Genomic DNA, 16,048 nt, shown 5'->3' with positions numbered 1-16,048 from the left:
ACTCGCTAAGGAGATAAACGGATGTACCAAGCACTTCTTCGGGAACAACTGGAGACATTGAAGTCCTCCAACCAGTACCGCACCTTCACCACCCTCAGCCGCATCTGCGGCCAGTACCCGCTGGCCAAACTGGATGGCCGTGAGCAAGAACCGGTGGTGGTCTGGTGCAGCAACGACTACCTCGGGATGTCGCAACATCCTGCAGTACGCGAACAGATGCACGATGCGTTGGAGACCTACGGAGCGGGCTCCGGCGGCTCGCGCAATATCGGCGGTTCGCACGAGGTGTACGCCAGCCTGGAAGCAAGCCTGGCCGACTGGCACGGCAAGGAAGCGGCGCTGGTCTTCCCCACCGGATTCGGCTCCAACGACGCCACCCTCCAGTGTCTGCTGCGGCGTATTCCCGATTGCGTAGTAATCAGTGACGAACTGAACCACGCCTCCATCGTCAACGGCATTCGCTCGACGCCCAACGAGCGCAAGATCTTCCGACATAACGACGTCGAGCATCTGGCGCAGATCCTCGCCAGCTACCCGCAGGGTCAGCCGAAGATCGTGGTCTTCGAGTCGGTCTACTCGATGGACGGCGATATTGCCCCGATCGCCGAAATCGTCGCGGTCGCCAAGCGCTACAACGCCCTCACCTACCTCGACGAAGTGCATGCCGTGGGCATGTATGGCCCGCGCGGCGCCGGTATCGCCGCCGAGCTGGGCGTGGCCGATCAGGTAGACATCATCCAGGGCACCATGGCCAAGGCCATCGGCGTAATCGGCGGCTATATCGCCTCGACCCAGGTGATCGTCGATGCGGTGCGCTCCTTCGCCACAGGTTTCATCTTCACCACCTCGCTGCCGCCGGCAATTACCGCAGGCTGTCTGGCCAGCGTCGAACACCTCAAGGCCAGCCGCGCCGAGCGCGATCGCCTGCATGCCCAGACCGCCAAGCTGCGGGAGCGCCTCAAGCACCATGATGTTCCGGTGATGCGCTGCTCACAAACCCATGTGCTCCCGGTGCTGGTAGGTGAAGCCAAGCGCTGCAAAGCGGCAGCCGAACGTCTGCTGCATAGCCATGGCGTGTATCTGCAGCCAATCAACTATCCATCCGTGCCGGTAGGGACCGAGCGCTTCCGCGTCAACGCTACGCCGAACCACAGCGATGCGCAGATCGAGCATCTGGCAGTGTCGCTGCGGGAGACCTTCGACCACTTCAGCATCCCATTGGCATCCGAGGTGTTTGCTGCGGAGGTGGCCTGAGATGGAACAGTCCTCCTTCACAGTACGTCCGGCGACCCAGGCCGACCTGGCCAGTTTGGTTGAACTGCGCGCGTATCTGCTGGACGGCACCAACGCCAGCTATTCGAGCGAGACGCCGGAGGAGGCGGCGCGCTGGCGGGCGGCCTACCGCAGCTGGCTGAACAGCCGTTTGAGCGAGAGCGACTGCGTGCAGATCCTCGCCGCCGAGCACAAAGAATCCGGCCAGGTACTGGGCTGCGCAACGGCCATCATCGACCAGCGCGCGCCGGCACCGGGCTGCCTCAACGGCCTGTCCGGATGGGTGCAATCAGTGGTGGTGGAGCCACAGTGGCGGGGTCGCGGCATCGCCCGGCAGCTAATGCGGCACCTGCTACGCTGGTTCGCCAACCGCGGCGTGGGCTGCGTGGTACTGCAGAGCACCGCGGCTGCCGGCACGCTGTACCAGAAACTGGGCTTCGCCGTCAGCGACGAGCGCCTGCTGATCCGTCAGGAGGCCTCGGCATGAAGATCCTGATCATCGGCCTGGGCTACGCCGGCAACCGCTACCGCCGCGCCTTCGAGCATATCGCCACGAGCACTGGCCTGCCGCTGTCGCTGGCCTATGCCGGGCGCCGGCAGAAGACGACCGAGCGGCCCTACTTCGACAGCGTCGACCGCGCGCTGCAGCTGTTCGAGCCAGACATCGTGGTCGTCAGCGTCAACGACCACAGCCATGCGCCCGTACTTAAGCAACTGGCCGGCTACCGGGGTTTCGTGCTCTGCGAGAAGCCGCTGGTCACGCCCGGTGACGACCTGGATGAGCTGCTCGGTGCACTGGATCAGGTCGGCGGCTTTGCCCTGGACCTGGTGGAGCGCTATTCGGACGCAACCCAGCAGTTGCGAGACTGGGTAGAGCGTCACGACTGGCAACTGGTACGCGCCAGCTTCCACTGGGGCAAGGATCGCATTAACGACTATCGCCCTACTTGCGGCGTGACCAGCGAGGTGATTCACGCCCTGGATCTGCTCGGCTGGATCTGCCCGCGCGCCGGCCAGCTCCAGCTCGATGGCGTGCTCGGCGTGCGCTCGGATTTCTCCATTTCCGGCCCAGAAGTGCTCGACACCGTGCTGCTCACCGCCAGCCTGGGCGAGGCGCGGGTCACCGGTTACTCCAGCTTCGTCAACATCGTGCGTCAGCGCACCGTGGATTTCAGCTTCGTCGACCGCGACGCCCGGCTGATCCATGCACGCCTAGTATTCGACACCCCGCGCTGGGATCACGACCAGTTGCGCATCTGGACGCGCGGTACCAACGGCGCCGAGGAGTTGCTGCACGAGTTCGCCACCGCCCCCGAAGAGCCAGGCCTGGACACCCTGCACAAGCTCTCGCGGCTGTGCCGGCAGGTGGTGCGCGCCGTGGCGCTCAAGGAGCCGCCCCGCCAGCCCTTCGCCGGCCTCGACACCGCCGTAGCGCTGCAGCGCCTGCTCAACGACATGGAAACCCATGCCCAAACCCCAGCACCGGCGCGCTACATCCATGGCGAGACGCGCGTGCTGCTGGCCGAGGACAGCGACCTGGAAAGCCTCGGGTAACCCAATCACAAGGAGAACGACTATGTGTGGAATCGCTGGATGGCTGTCCTACAGCCAGAACCTGGAAACGCAACGCGACACCCTGCAGCGCATGACCGACACCGTGGCCCTGCGCGGGCCGGATGCCGGCGGACTGTGGATCGACGGGCCGGTAGGCCTGGGTCATCGGCGCCTGTCGATCATTGATCTGGAAGGTGGTCGCCAACCGATGACGGCGATGCACGGCGGCCCACGCGAGGTCGCCGTCATCACCTATAGCGGCGAGGTCTACAACTTCCGCGAGCTGCGCACCGAACTGCAACGACTTGGCCACCGTTTCGTGACCCGCAGCGACACCGAGGTGGTGCTGCGTGCCTATGTCGAATGGGGCGAGGCCTTCGTAGAGCGACTCAACGGCATGTATGCCTTCGCCATCTGGGATCTGCGCTCACAGGAGCTGCTGCTGATCCGCGACCGCATGGGCGTCAAGCCGCTTTATTACTTCCCCACCGCGGACGGTGTAGTGTTCGGCTCCGAGCCCAAGGCGCTGCTGGCCAACCCGCTGGTACCGCGCAAGGTGCGTGCAGACGGCCTGCGCGAGATCCTGGAGATGGTGAAGACGCCAGGCCATGCGGTGTTCGCCGGCATGCGCGAGGTGATGCCGGGCGAGATCGTGCGCATCAACCGCCAGGGCCTCGGCCGTCGCCACTACTGGAAGCTGGAAGCGCGCGAGCACGAACACACGCTGGACGAGACCATCCGCCATACCCGCGACCTGCTGGAGGACATCGTCGACCGCCAGATCGTCGCCGATGTGCCGTTGTGCAGCCTGCTCTCCGGCGGACTGGACTCCTCGATCATCACCGCGCTAGCCTCGAAGAAGCTGCTGGCCGCCGGCAAGGAGAACATCCGCTCCTTCTCCGTCGACTTCGTCGACCACGGCAGCGGCTTCACCGGCGATGCCGTACGCGGTACGCCCGATGCACCCTTCGTGCGCGACCTGGTGGAGAAGATCAGCTCCAGTCACCAGGAGATCGTCCTCGACAGCCGCGAGCTGGCCGATCCGGCGTTGCGTGCGCAGATCGTTCGCGCCTTGGATCTGCCACCGGCCTTCTGGGGCGACATGTGGCCGTCGCTCTACCGGCTGTTCCAGGAAGTGCGCAAACACTCGACGGTGGCACTGTCCGGCGAGAGCGCGGATGAGGTGTTCGGTGGCTACCGCTGGTTCCACGATCCGGAAGCGATCCAGGCCGACACCTTCCCCTGGCTGACATCGGTCACCGGCAAGTACTTCGACGGCAAGACCCTGTTCGACCCGGGCCTGCTGGCCCATCTCGACATGCACAGTTTCCTGCGCGACAGCTACGCCCAGGCCATCACCGAGGCGCCGGTACTGCCGGGCGAAAGTGCGGTCGACCATCGCATGCGGCAGATGAGCTACGTCAACTTAACGCGTTTCGTGCAGACCCTGCTCGACCGCAAGGATCGCATGAGCATGGCGGTCGGCCTTGAGGTGCGGGTGCCCTTCTGCGACCACCGCCTGGTCGAGTACGCCTTCAACATCCCCTGGGCCATGAAGGCCTTCGACGGGCGGGAGAAAAGCATCCTGCGCGCAGCGACCCGCGACCTGCTGCCCGAATCGATCAGCGAGCGGGTCAAGAGTCCCTACCCCTCGACGCAGGATCCGGCCTACGAGCAGGCGCTGCGTGATGCCCTGGCCGCCATTCAGGCGGATCGTAATGCGCCAGTCACGCCACTGCTCGACAGCAGCCGTATTCAGCAGACCCTGGCCAAGCCGCTCGACAGCATCTCGCCCATGTACGAGCGCATGGGCATGGAGCTGGCGGTCGGCCTCAATACCTGGCTGAACGAGTACGACGTCAGCCTCGAACTCTAGTCCCCAACCGGATGCGGCCCCGTTGCGGGGTCGCATCCCTCCGCTGTACCACCCACGCGTTCCTGCAACGCAAGCGAGTCCGAGCATGCACACACCCAACCAATCACCCATCTACCTCATAGCGCTGGGGGCCTTCGCCCTTGGCATGGCCTCCTACGTCACCGCCGGGTTGATCCCGATGATCGAGGCCTCGTTCGCGGTCTCCGTCGCGGTGGCCGCACAGTTGGTCACCGCCTTCACTCTGGCCTACGGCCTGGGTTCGCCGATCTTCGTGGCCCTGACCCCAGCACATCGTCAGCGCGCCGGCCTGTTGCTAGCCCTGGGCCTGTTCGTCATTGCTAACGCCGCCAGTGCACTGGCCGAGAGCTTCACCGTGCTCATGGCCTGGCGTGCCATCGCCGGTATCGGCGCAGGCGTCTACCTGGCCATGGGCATCGGCGCCTCGGCCGCCGTGTCCACCCCGGAACGCCGCGGCAAGGCCATTGCCATAATCATGGGCGGCATGGCCAGCGGCGTGGTGCTGGGCGTGCCGCTCAGCCTGCTGATCGCCGAACAGCTGGGCTGGCAGGCCGCCTTGTGGCTCGTAACCTTGCTCGGTCTGGTGGCCCTTGTCGGCCTGCTGCTGAAGCTCCCTTCCCTGCCGGCAGCCACCGCCACCACGCTGGGCCAGAAGCTGGCTATCCTCGGCGACGGCCATGTGCTGGTCATCCTGCTGGTGTCGCTGCTCGCCGCCATCGCCAGCCTGGGCATGTACACCTTCATCGCCCCATTGCTGGCTGACCCGGCCTACGGCGCGGTGCGTTCGGTCACCCCCTATCTGTGGGTCTGGGGCATCGGCGGCGTGCTGGGCAGCTTCCTGATCGGCCCCCTGGTGGATCGCATCAAGGGCCCGGTGCTGACCTTCGCCATCATGCTGATCCTCGCCGTGTCGCTGTTTGTGCTGCCGCTGACGGCGGCCCTCAGTACCTGGCTGGTGATGCTGCCCATCGCGCTATGGGGCGCGGTCGGCTGGGCACTGCAGGTGCCGCAGAACAACGAGCTGATCCTGGCACGGCAGGCCCAAGGTGACGGCAACCTGGCCATCGCCCTGAACGAGTCGGCGCTCTACCTGGGCAGCGCCATCGGCGCCGCGGCCGGCGGCTTCGTGCTGCTGTTGCAAATGCCCACCTGGACCCTGGCCGCCAGCGCCGGTGGTGTCGCCGCGCTGGGCGCCCTGCTGCAGGTCGTCAACCTGCGTCGCCAGCCAACCTGGAACGGCGACGTGCAAGCCGAACCCTACAACTGACGGAGGAAAGGCCGTGGAACTGCGCCACCTTCGCTGTTTCATCGCCGTCGCAGAAGAACTGCACTTCGCCCGTGCCGCCGCGCGCCTGCATATCGAACAGTCGCCCCTGTCGCGGATCATCAAAGAGCTGGAGTACCGCCTGGGCGTGCAACTATTCGAGCGCACCACGCGGCGCACGCGCCTGACCTGGGCCGGCAAGGTGCTCTTGGAAGAAGCGCGTCGGGTGCTGGCCGTGGTCGACCAGGCCAAGGCCAGCGTCAAGAGCGCGGCGGCCGGCTACCGCGGACGTATTCGCGTCGCGCTGTCCGACGGTATACCCCAGGCACGCCTGGCCGCCCTGCTCGCCCAGTGCCGCGAGGAAGAACCCGAGGTCGAGATCTGCCTCTCAGAAGTCACCTTTAGCGAGCAGGTCAGGGGCCTGAACGATGACCTGTTCGACATCGGACTTGCACAGTCCGACGAGGTTGGCGATGGCCTGGTGGCCGAGCCGGTCTGGTTCGATCCGCTGGTTGTGGCGGTACCTGCCCGCCACCCACTGCTGAGCTACCGGCGCGTGCCGCTCGACGAGGCGGTGCGCTACCCGTTGGTCCTTTGCGATCCGCAAGTTTGCGAAGGCTTCTGGCAGCAGCTGCAGCAGGTGCTGGGCGCCGTGGAAACACGGCTGACCGTCGCCGACCGCGTCCCTACCCTGGATCTGATGATGGCGCTTGTCGCCGCGGGGTACGGGCTGGGTTTTTCCAGCCTCGCGCGCATCACCGAACTCAACAACCCGGACGTCGTGGCCCGGCCGCTGGCCGGCTGCCCTGCGATGCTGACCACCTACCTGATACGACGCGAAGGCGAACCGGCCGAACAATTGGCGCGGTTTATCGGGCGGGTGAGCCCGACGGAAAGCCAGGCGTTGCTGCCGGATCACACATCACAGAAGGAAATCGCCTGATCGCCCCAGACACAAGCCTCCCCTCGCAGCGAGCCCCTTCAGAAGAGCGTCTTAGCGGCAGCCCAGCCAGGCTGCCGCATTTCTTGTATCTGGCCACCTGCTCATTTCTTGACAAGAAGACACTCACCATTAAATATACGCAAATAGCGCATACATATGAAAGCATTGTTCGTTGAGCTGTCACCCTTGAGCGCAACCGAAAAGTCCACCTGGATGACGACGAGTACTCGCTATTCCAGCAGATGCTCTTGGCCAACCCGGAGGCAGGCGCAGTCATCGCTAACAGCGGTGGTCTACGGAAGGTCCGTTTCGGATCGGTCAGGCGCAACAAGGGGAAGCGAGGTGGCGTTCGGGTGATTTACTACTACTGGCTCCGCGGTCTGCAGTTCTAGCTCTTCACCCTGTATGACAAAGACGAACTCGATGACCTGAGCAGTGACCAGCGTAGGCAGCTGAAAGCGCTCCTTGAGCGCGAAGTGAAGGCGAGGCAAGCACCATGACCAAACGCGATATTTTTTCCGAGCTGATCGAAGGCTTCGACGACCTGGCCGCAGCACGTGAAGGCAAGCGTACGCTGCGTACCCACAAGGTCGAATACACGCCAATCGAGCCCGCGACAGGCGCGGAAATCGTCGCACTGCGCGAAAAGCTGAAGATGTCTCAGGGTGTATTCGCCCAGGCCATTCACGCCAAGCCAGCGACACTCAAGAACTGGGAACAGAACCGCTCAAAGCCCAACGACCAAGCTACTGTCCTGATCCGTATCCTGAGCAAGCATCCAGACCTCATACGCGAACTGGCGTAGACAGGAAATGCGGCGGGCTCTTTGGCACTGGCAGAACTCTTCCATAGGTAATAAGGACGTGCTCATGCGCCTGCTGACTCAGAGGGCCAGCACCCTGACCAAGCTGCTGCCGCGCAGTTGGATGCCCGCCAGCAAGGTGTGAAGCCCGTTCGCTTACTCAACGTTAGCCAGCAGACCGTATTAAATCTTCCGGCCCCCACACTTATAGGCGCTGCACCAACTTGAACACCGTGCCGATACAACCTGACACCTTGAACCGAAAAGACCTGAACACCCTGCTGGAAAATTGATTCAGACTGCAAGGGCGATCTTCCTCCATCAAATCCACTCAAAGTCCAATGTATAGAGCATGGCGACAGCAATATGCGATCAAATGGTTGAGCATTGCCTCAGCCGGCGCAAACACAACCCAAATGCAGACAGTGACCTAGGCGGGTTAGTCGAAGGGTAACTTGTCGAGTAATGTTGCGGTCGCAGCCCAGTCCATGTTGTTCTCGTGTCAACCGGCGGTACGAAACTACGGTGAGTTTCGATTCGCGCGGTTAATAATTCTCCATCCTACAAAATCAAGGGATATATTCATATGCTGTATACCTGTCAGTATAAAATGTAGCTAGATCTTTATCTGATTCATAAAGCTCAGACCAGACCTCATAGCCATCTATTAGGGGCTCTCCATCTTGTAAGAAGCAGGCTTGCTCTGGGTGAGATTCGAATCCGCAGCACTCTGCATATTCAGCTGCTTCCTGCTCACCTTTTAGATGGGCTGTTTCAAGATCCGGTGCTTCAAAGCAGACTGTGCGCTCTTCAAAAATATTTTTCCCATCGTCCTTCTTCCCAAAGAGATATACATTTCTTATTGCGTACCAAGGCATGCGGCCTCCTAAGATTTCTTTTTTCTATGAATTTAGACTATCACTCAGATCAATATTTACTATTGATGTCGCATACCCGCTTTGAGGGGGGGAGTAAGTGCCTTTGTCAGGCCTGGGACAATGAATCTTAGCCTTACAAGGCGGGTCATTTGACCCGCGCAGATCGAAACCCATATTCACTCATGCTACCCTTACTACGACAAGGTTTCGGCGAAGGCCGGCCCCTCGGCAGGTTGCGCCGTTGGCTAACCTGTCTACAAGACTAGTCATTGTTGGCCTAGGTCAATGATGTCTGGGCGTGGAGGTGAGCTCCAGCCCGGAAATGAAGGGGGGGCTGGAGCAGGTGATGCAGGAGTGTTGTTATCTTCTTCACACCGTAGACCTACAGGGCAGTTGGGGTTGGGGAAATCAAGCGATTCGCACAGCTCGCATGGGGCTGCGCCAGCGATGCAGGCAAGTTCGATGTGAATAAGTGGGCCGCTAATAGATCTAATCTTTCCTCCCTTGGTTTTTCGACTTCCTCTCTTCCCCATAGCTTTCTCATGAGTATTTAGCTTTTTCTGTAGTGCGTTTCTGGTTTTTTTGTCGAGATTTGGGTCTTTTAGCTGCTCTTTGATTCGCTCTACTTGCGCTGGATCAAGCTTATGGTTGCCTTCAGCTGTTAAACCATACGCATCAAAGTAGCTCAGGGGATTACCCTCTACATACCCATAGGTATTTAACCCGCCCTCAAGTCCAATCGGATCACTCTCGACATAGCGCCCAGTCTGCGGGTCGTAATCGCGGAAGTAGTTGTAAACTAATCTCCGATACCACCCTTGGCCCTTTGGCTACCTACCAGCCATTCACCCCCAAGAGAAGCCTACTGCAGGCGATCCAATGTCACCTCCGACTCCGGTTCTTCCGGCGCATGTAGATCGGCGTAGATGCTCTCTGCTAGTGCAATATCTTCATCCGTCAGATGCTGGAACAAGCCAGCCCGCTTACGCTTAGAAACACGCCCGCTGTTCTCGTAAATCACCGCAATAAGTAACTCAAGATCCCGGTTCGACAGATCCAATTCGCGATTCATTTGCTCTTTGAATCTATCGCGGCGGACGAGATGGTTGACCTCATCACGCATGAGTCCATCAAGAACTCGTGCAGCGCTTTTATTGACCTCGCCCTGCAGATCAGTGAAGTCCAGGTGGGCGAACAGATGGGCATGCGCCTCATCCAGTTCAGGGTCGCTGGCCAAGTCCCTCCGGTGGTACTGCGTAGCGCTAAGTAGCCGCCGTGACAGTGCGTCGAGGGTGCCGATGTAACTTTCCAGGTTGACCAGAAGGCCGGCGGAGATAGGCAGGATGATGCCCTGCAGCTTGAGGCCTTCATTGGCCAGAATGTCCTGCATGATGAATCGGGACAACCTGCCGTTTCCATCCATGAAAGGATGGATGTAGATGAAGCTATGCGCGATCGCGTTTAGCTTCACTAGCGCTGGGGCATCACTGCGCATGACGCGTTCACGCATGACAAACCATTCCTCCATCATCTCAGGCACTGTTTCTGGCGCCGGCGGGATCAGATGGATCAGGTCGCCGCGGCCGAGCCAGTTCTGCAGATACCTGTATGCGCCAATGGACGGATCGGGACGCCCCGTACCGAGGGCTATCCGATGAATCTCGAACAAAAACTCTTCGTCTAGAGAGCGCTGGCCCGCTTGTTCCAGCACTCTCACAAATCGCAAGATTCGATCGGGAGCTGGCCGCTCGTGCTCGATCTCGTAGGAACTGCGGGTCTCGGTCGTCAGCAGGTATTGCGCCGCTCTAGCAATTTCGGTGACCGAGAAATCAACCATCTGGTCATGCATGCGCTCGACTATTTGCTCATTCAACAGACTGTCGTCTGTCCAGCCCTGGCGGGAAATCAGGGCTGAAAGCTGAGGCGTTCCCAGGAGATTCATCCGCACTCGATGCCTGCGCGACATCTCTTCTGGGCCGGTGAAATATTTCTCCGGTGGGAGCAGGTGCTCATAGGGAATGTTCTGAGCTGCGTCGGGCAGAGGCAACGGGTGGCCTGCAATGTTCTCGCAGATATACCAGAGCCGGCGCAGATAGCCGCTGGCTGGCTTCTCAGCGACCGCAGCAGCCAGGTCATCCCGGACTGCGGGAATCTGGAAGGCGCGCTCCAGGACACCCAGATTTACCCCTTCGTACGAGAGCGCAAATAGCATCTGGTCGATGGGGCGCTGCTCTCTGGCGTATCCCTTGGTGAAGACCTCTACTTTCACGCCACTGGCGGACTGAGAGAGCGCTTGGCGTGAGCCTATGACACACTCATGATCAAGCGGCACACAGCGAAGATCGAGGGCGTTGATCAGCCAGCTGTATCCGGCTCGCTCAATGGGTTGCCGCATGGCGAATTTCCTATAGGAAGCGCGAGAAAACTATAATTTACACGTATTTCTGTAAAAAACTTATACCTGATTACTCGGGCCATAAGAATGACAGAGCTGCCAAGGAGGCAGACCAGACCGCCGGCACTGCCTCAAGGTTGACTGAACACCCAGCCACCATTAGCCTTGGCATCAAGAATAACCCCCACGCCTCGGGCGGGACTCGTCCCGTACTGCGCACCAAGGGGTTAGTTTTTTCTGCCCTCCTAGCGCGCCCTTCCGTGATCGCGCTGCTCGCAATTCATCAGTGCCCCCAAACCGACCTCAGCGGCCTGAGCCCCGAGCTGCAGGGTGCGTTCTACTGTAAACACCTTGCAGATCCGTGATGGTCACGCGGGTGTAGATCTGGGTGCTCTCGATGCACAGGTGTCCGAGCATTTCCTGCACATAGCGAATGTCCGCTCCATTTCGCAGCATGTGCGTCGCAGTGGCGTGGCGAAGAGCGTGACAGGAGCCGCTCTTGCCGATGCCGGAACGGCGAATGCATCGGCCAACAAGCTCAGTCAGTTTGCTGTTCTGGATGCGCTTACCTGTTTCACCGAGAAAGAGCGCTTCACCGCTGGCTACTGTCGCCAGCCTGCCGCGGAGTTCACTGAGATACTGCTCAACCGAATCAAGGGCTCGTTGCGCAATGGGAATCCGCCGATCCTGCCTGCCTTTACCTTTGCGAACAGTGACGATCTGGTGCTTGAAATCCACGTCCCGGATATCCAACCCAGCCAGCTCGGCCCGGCGTATACCGGTCGCATAGTAGACCTCAACAATGGCTCGATCCCTCAACTCCATCCGACCGTTGATCATCGTCTGATGCAGGATGGGTTCGATCTCGTCTTCATCGGGAATCTGCTTAGGTATCTGCTGCGGCACACTGGGCAACGGAAACTGAGCGTAGGGCTCCGACTGCACGATGCCATAGACGTGTAAGCGTTTGAGCAGGCCGGTCACTGCCATCAATCGCATGCGTTGGGTCGAAAGCTCCAAAGGCTTCTGATCGCGGCGCTTGCGGTAGCGATAAAGGTGTTTGCGGTAGCGCTCCAGCACGTTCAGATCGACCTGTGAGACCTCGCAAATACCCTGCGCTTGGCACCAGAGCACGAACATCTTCAGCAACGCTGTCTTGGTGTTGGCCGTCGCATCGCTTTGCCCGAGCGCCAAGCAGTCATCGATGTAGAAGGACACACACCCTGGTAGGTCGGTCGGGTACGTCTCAGCGTTCATGGTCACCTCCCTTACTCTCCGGAAGTGCTAAGGCTTCCTCTAGCAGGCGCGATAACTCCTTTGCAGGGTCATCCACCGACGAAGCAAAACCGTTGCTGTCCAGGCCGAGAGGAAACAACACCAGACGCACCTCGATGCTGTTATCAGCAAGCAACTGGGCGATTCGGCGAGCTGCATCCAGCTCGGAGCGTGAAGTGCCAAAGGCGATGTAAACCAGCCTGACCAAACTGCTTTGCAGGATGCTCAGATGCTCCGTATCAAAGCCGGCGAACCCCAGGATGGCTGCCACGTTGCGATGTCCGTGGCACCACCAGGTCAGTGCTTCAATCGGGCTCTTGCAGAGAATCAACTCGGGGAACTCGAACAGAGCTACCTGGTTGAAAAAGCCTCGATGCTCCAGATGCCAGTGCACGTGATAGGCCGAGTTCGCCGTCAACTTGGGTGTAATCCGACGCCCATAGCCGCCAAAGATCTGTCCTCGCTGATCGAGCATCGGGAACAGCACTGCTCCACGAAACAGTTCGTGCCCCGAGGCCCTTAGCAACCCGACACGCTGCAATGCACCTCTGACCGTCTCCTCCTGCAGGTGGCCCAGCTTGCGCAGCTGAAGCCCCAGGGAGCGGTCTGCAAAGCCCAGACGAAAGTGGGCCAAGAGATCGGGCTGATAGATGCCCCTGCGCTGCAGAAAGGCTAGGGCCTTAGAGTGATGGCGTAGGGTCTCCGAGTAGTAGTCGAGCACCTGGCTGACCACCAGGTTGTCGGCCACGCCGTCGTTGTAAGCGCAGCGAATGATGGGGTGGTGGATCAGCACATCCTGCTGCTGAATCTGATGGGGTTCGTACATGGCTAGTCCTCCCCACCTTCGAGACCGTGCTTCTTGCGCATGGAGTCGCCACGCATCTCGATCTTGTGCGCCCGGTGAACGATACGATCCAGAATGGCATCCGCCAGGGTGGGCTCGTTGATGTACTCGTACCACTTGGCGACCGGCAGCTGAGAGGCAATCAGAATGGCGCCTGCCCCGGTACGATCATCGACAAACTCCAGCAGATCCTGGCGACCAATATCAGAGAGTGGCGACATGCCCCAATCGTCGAGGATCAGCAGCTGACATTTCGCGAGCCTGCTGCGAAAGCCGGACAGCGATCCGTCCGCCCGGGCAATTTCGGTTTCCTCCAGCAGCCGGCTGACCCGGTGATAGGCGACGGAGCAGCCGCGCCGGATGGCCTGCATGCCGAAGGCGCAAGCCATCCAGGTTTTACCGACGCCGGTAGGCCCGGTGATAAGCAAGTGCTGATGACGCTCGATCCATTGGCATTGCCCAAGCGACAGCAGTTGCGACTTGTCCAGGCCGCGGCGTGGCCTGTAGTCGATATCCTCCAGACAGGCGTTGCGCATCTTTAGCTTCGCCTGTGCCATGAGACGTCGCTGACGACGATTGTCACGGTCGTAGCATTCAGCCTCGACCAGCAGAGCAACGCGCTCACTGAATGGCAGGCTCTGTGTGCCGGGACTTTCCAGTTGTGCCGTCATGGCGCTGGCCATACCAAATAGCTTCAGCGCCTGGAGCTGCTCGATGGTCTGCTGCTCATTCATGGCGGCTCTCCCCGGCGTAGTAGTCGGAGCCGCGTACATTGGCGTGGGGTGGGATCAGGGCGGCAGCGGGATGCGCGGGCCGGTGCAACTCATCCAGGCGGTGTTGCAGGATGGACCGCAAGCTTTTGATCGTCGGCGACTGGATGGCCAAGGCCCTCGCGCAAGCCGCCTCCACTCTGGCATTGCCGTAGTTCCTGACCAGTCGCTGCAGCTGCTGACAAGCCTTGCTGCCGGCGATGGAGAAGTCAGCCTTACCATTAAATTGCGCCTGCACAACCTCCGCGGTAGCCGTACCAAGACCATAAGCCCATTCGAGGTAGTGGTGTGCGGTTTGTGAGGCATAGGCTTGGTGAGCCTCTGGGCGATGATTGGGGTTAGTTGTCGCTTCCCCTGGCGTGTCGTCGCGAGGGTGAATGGCTATTCGCTTGCTCAGGTGGAACAGGGCAACAGTCGAAGGGCAGACGCGGGCTTCTACTCGTTCGCCCACCAAGCGCCATGGCACCGAGTACGCATGGTTGCGCACATAGACGTGATAGTCCGGGCCGACCTTCTGGGCGGCCATCCACTCGCCATATTCGTAGGGGGTGGGCGGCAGGGATCTCAGCGCAGGTTTATCCAGTTCCTGGAACCGCTCGAAGCGATTGCCGGGCAGACGCTTGAAGGAGCGTCGATTCAATTTCTCCAGCAGCTCAGCCAACGCCGCATTGATCTCCTCCAGGCTGAAGAACTGCCGGCGTCGGAGAGGCATGGTCACCCACTGAGTGGCGAGCTTCACGCCGAGCTCTGCTTTGGATTTGTCTTGCGGTCGACGTACCCGAGCCGGCACCACCACGAAACCGTAGTGCTCTGATAACTCCTGGTAGGTCTTGTTGATCACCGGCTCGCTGCCTGGAGTGATCACTGCAGACTTGAGATTGTCCGGAATAACCGTCTTCGGGACACCACCGAAGAACTGGAACATTCGGTTGTGTGCCTCAATCCAGTCCGGTGACTTCTGACTGGCGCAGGCCCAGGCAAACACGTAGTTGGAACAGCCCAGCGCCGCGACAAAGACTTGGGCTTCGCGCTGCTTGCCTTGGGCGGCGTCGAACCACGGAATGGTCTGGCCGGCGAAATCCACAAAGATGCAGTCGCCTGCGTAATGGATCTGCCGCATGGTGATGTCGATCTTGCTCAGGAACTCGCGGTAGTAGTATGTGAACTGTGAGTAGGAATAGGCTGCGGACTTGAGTTGATCGCGGTATTCGTCCCAGAGCTGGATCAATGTCTGGTGCTTGGCCTGCATCAGCTTATGGGTGACTACCCAGTCCGGCATGACCTTGCCATTCTCCTGCTGCCGAACCCCGCGAAGGCAGGTTTTAAGCTGGCGATCATCCATGTCCTGAACGGCTGCCCAATCCCATTCGTTGGCCTGTGCGACAGACACAATCCTTTTGACAGTATTGACGGAAATGCTCGCCAGCCTGGCAATCTGTCGCTGGCTCATTGCTGAGCAGCAGTGGAGATGCAACGCCTTACGGTAGGTTTGAACTTGCATAGCTGTACCCTCCGCGAGCCGGCTCCAGCCATCTGTCTGTAGGACGAGCTGGGCCGGCATCGTTAGACGCAATCGAAAAAGGGATACAGAGAGGCCCCGAAGCCAGTGCCTGTGCACTAGCTCTCGTCTTGACAGGTTGGGCTTCGGGGATAAGACTGAAGGCAGTCGGGTCTTCACATCGACTGTCACAAAAGGCCTCTGGGATTGCCGTCCTGGGGGCTTTTTCTTATCCGCGCCTCACTGTGTTGGTTACGCGCACGGTAGCTAGCTCATCAGGGATCACCTCCTCGCTCATGATTGAGTGAAACGCCGAACATAGCGCTGAAGCGCTGCTCCGCTAGATAGCGGGCAACGTCCTTCACCAAAGCGTGCTTTCCACGCCGGTGTTCCAGGTTAAACAGAGGGACTGCGACAGTGTTCCGCCTCCGTGACTGCCGAAAGGCCTCCTTCGACGTGTAGCCCAAAGCACGCAATAGCTCATCTCCGCTCATTACGGGGCCGTAGCGGCCCAGCAAATCGCTTTCAAGGCTTTTGGCGAGCTCATCAATCAGCAGGGCTTTCTCGGCTTCGTCCATCGTGACGGTTCCAAGTCATGCGGTAAAAACGTGACCTCATGGAGTTTATTCCACACCCGAGATAGCTGCATTTCGTCGCTC

Annotated in this window: 14 protein-coding genes and 2 pseudogenes; 8 read left to right on the top strand and 8 right to left on the bottom strand. The window is 60.2% G+C overall.

Translation table 11 applies throughout. The features are described 5' to 3' along the window. The first annotated feature begins 21 nt into the window (after positions 1 to 21). The 8 genes and pseudogenes from hemA (at position 22) to DXK50_RS23070 (ending at position 7,732) form a co-directional block, all read left to right on the top strand. A complete protein-coding gene (gene hemA / locus DXK50_RS23100) occupies positions 22 to 1,254 on the top strand; it encodes a 5-aminolevulinate synthase (protein ID WP_212631879.1) in 1,233 nt (410 codons plus the stop codon). 1 nt (position 1,255) lies between these two features. Then, positions 1,256 to 1,759, top strand: coding sequence for a GNAT family N-acetyltransferase (locus DXK50_RS23095; RefSeq protein ID WP_212631878.1), 504 nt, complete (start codon positions 1,256 to 1,258; stop codon positions 1,757 to 1,759). Then, positions 1,756 to 2,826 carry a Gfo/Idh/MocA family oxidoreductase gene (locus tag DXK50_RS23090; protein WP_212631877.1) on the top strand — a complete coding sequence of 357 codons (1,071 nt, stop codon included), beginning with the start codon at positions 1,756 to 1,758 and terminating at the stop codon, positions 2,824 to 2,826. The genes DXK50_RS23095 and DXK50_RS23090 overlap by 4 nt, the downstream gene beginning before the upstream one ends. Positions 2,827 to 2,848: 22 nt before the next feature. After that, the gene (gene asnB / locus DXK50_RS23085) at positions 2,849 to 4,702 is read left to right on the top strand and encodes an asparagine synthase (glutamine-hydrolyzing) (protein ID WP_212631876.1); all 1,854 of its coding nucleotides are present in this window, start codon (positions 2,849 to 2,851) and stop codon (positions 4,700 to 4,702) included. An 85-nt stretch (positions 4,703 to 4,787) separates the two neighbouring features. Next, a complete protein-coding gene (locus DXK50_RS23080) occupies positions 4,788 to 5,987 on the top strand; it encodes an MFS transporter (protein WP_212631875.1) in 1,200 nt (399 codons plus the stop codon). Positions 5,988 to 6,000: 13 nt separating this feature from the next. Beyond that, the gene (locus DXK50_RS23075) at positions 6,001 to 6,927 is read left to right on the top strand and encodes a LysR family transcriptional regulator (protein WP_212631874.1); all 927 of its coding nucleotides are present in this window, start codon (positions 6,001 to 6,003) and stop codon (positions 6,925 to 6,927) included. Between the two features lie 156 nt (positions 6,928 to 7,083). After that, a pseudogene (locus tag DXK50_RS25025) lies at positions 7,084 to 7,427 on the top strand (toxin). Then, on the top strand, positions 7,424 to 7,732 hold the full coding sequence (locus DXK50_RS23070; RefSeq protein ID WP_212631873.1) for a helix-turn-helix domain-containing protein: 309 nt from the start codon (positions 7,424 to 7,426) through the stop codon (positions 7,730 to 7,732). The pseudogene DXK50_RS25025 and the gene DXK50_RS23070 overlap by 4 nt, the downstream one beginning before the upstream one ends. A 566-nt stretch (positions 7,733 to 8,298) precedes the next feature. Here DXK50_RS23070 and DXK50_RS23065 read toward each other — a convergent pair. From DXK50_RS23065 to DXK50_RS23030, 8 genes and pseudogenes are all read right to left on the bottom strand, one after another. Continuing rightward, positions 8,299 to 8,607, bottom strand: coding sequence for a hypothetical protein (locus tag DXK50_RS23065; RefSeq protein ID WP_212631872.1), 309 nt, complete (start codon positions 8,605 to 8,607; stop codon positions 8,299 to 8,301). 662 nt (positions 8,608 to 9,269) lie between these two features. Continuing rightward, positions 9,270 to 9,410, bottom strand: a pseudogene (locus tag DXK50_RS25590) (RHS repeat-associated core domain-containing protein); the annotation flags it as partial. A gap of 59 nt (positions 9,411 to 9,469) precedes the next feature. Beyond that, positions 9,470 to 11,002, bottom strand: a complete 1,533-nt coding sequence (locus DXK50_RS23055) for a Fic family protein (protein WP_212631871.1) — start codon at positions 11,000 to 11,002, stop codon at positions 9,470 to 9,472. 303 nt (positions 11,003 to 11,305) lie between these two features. Then, positions 11,306 to 12,259 carry a tyrosine-type recombinase/integrase gene (locus DXK50_RS23050; RefSeq protein WP_212631870.1) on the bottom strand — a complete coding sequence of 318 codons (954 nt, stop codon included), beginning with the start codon at positions 12,257 to 12,259 and terminating at the stop codon, positions 11,306 to 11,308. Further along, on the bottom strand, positions 12,249 to 13,103 hold the full coding sequence (locus tag DXK50_RS23045; RefSeq protein ID WP_212631869.1) for a hypothetical protein: 855 nt from the start codon (positions 13,101 to 13,103) through the stop codon (positions 12,249 to 12,251). Before DXK50_RS23045 ends, DXK50_RS23050 begins: the two co-directional genes overlap by 11 nt. A 2-nt stretch (positions 13,104 to 13,105) precedes the next feature. After that, entirely contained in the window at positions 13,106 to 13,855 is a 750-nt protein-coding gene (gene istB / locus DXK50_RS23040) for an IS21-like element helper ATPase IstB (protein WP_212631868.1), read from the bottom strand. After that, positions 13,848 to 15,392, bottom strand: a complete 1,545-nt coding sequence (gene istA, locus DXK50_RS23035) for an IS21 family transposase (protein ID WP_212631867.1) — start codon at positions 15,390 to 15,392, stop codon at positions 13,848 to 13,850. Before istA ends, istB begins: the two co-directional genes overlap by 8 nt. A gap of 272 nt (positions 15,393 to 15,664) precedes the next feature. Next, positions 15,665 to 15,967: a hypothetical protein gene (locus DXK50_RS23030; RefSeq protein WP_212631866.1), complete on the bottom strand. Its 303-nt coding sequence runs from the start codon at positions 15,965 to 15,967 to the stop codon at positions 15,665 to 15,667. Positions 15,968 to 16,048: the final 81 nt, after the last annotated feature.

This window comes from Pseudomonas sp. KB-10 (assembly GCF_018221585.1).
GTDB lineage: Bacteria > Pseudomonadota > Gammaproteobacteria > Pseudomonadales > Pseudomonadaceae > Aquipseudomonas > Aquipseudomonas yangonensis.
Note: the sequence above shows the minus strand (reverse complement) of the source record. Positions and strands in the feature narration are given on the sequence as shown.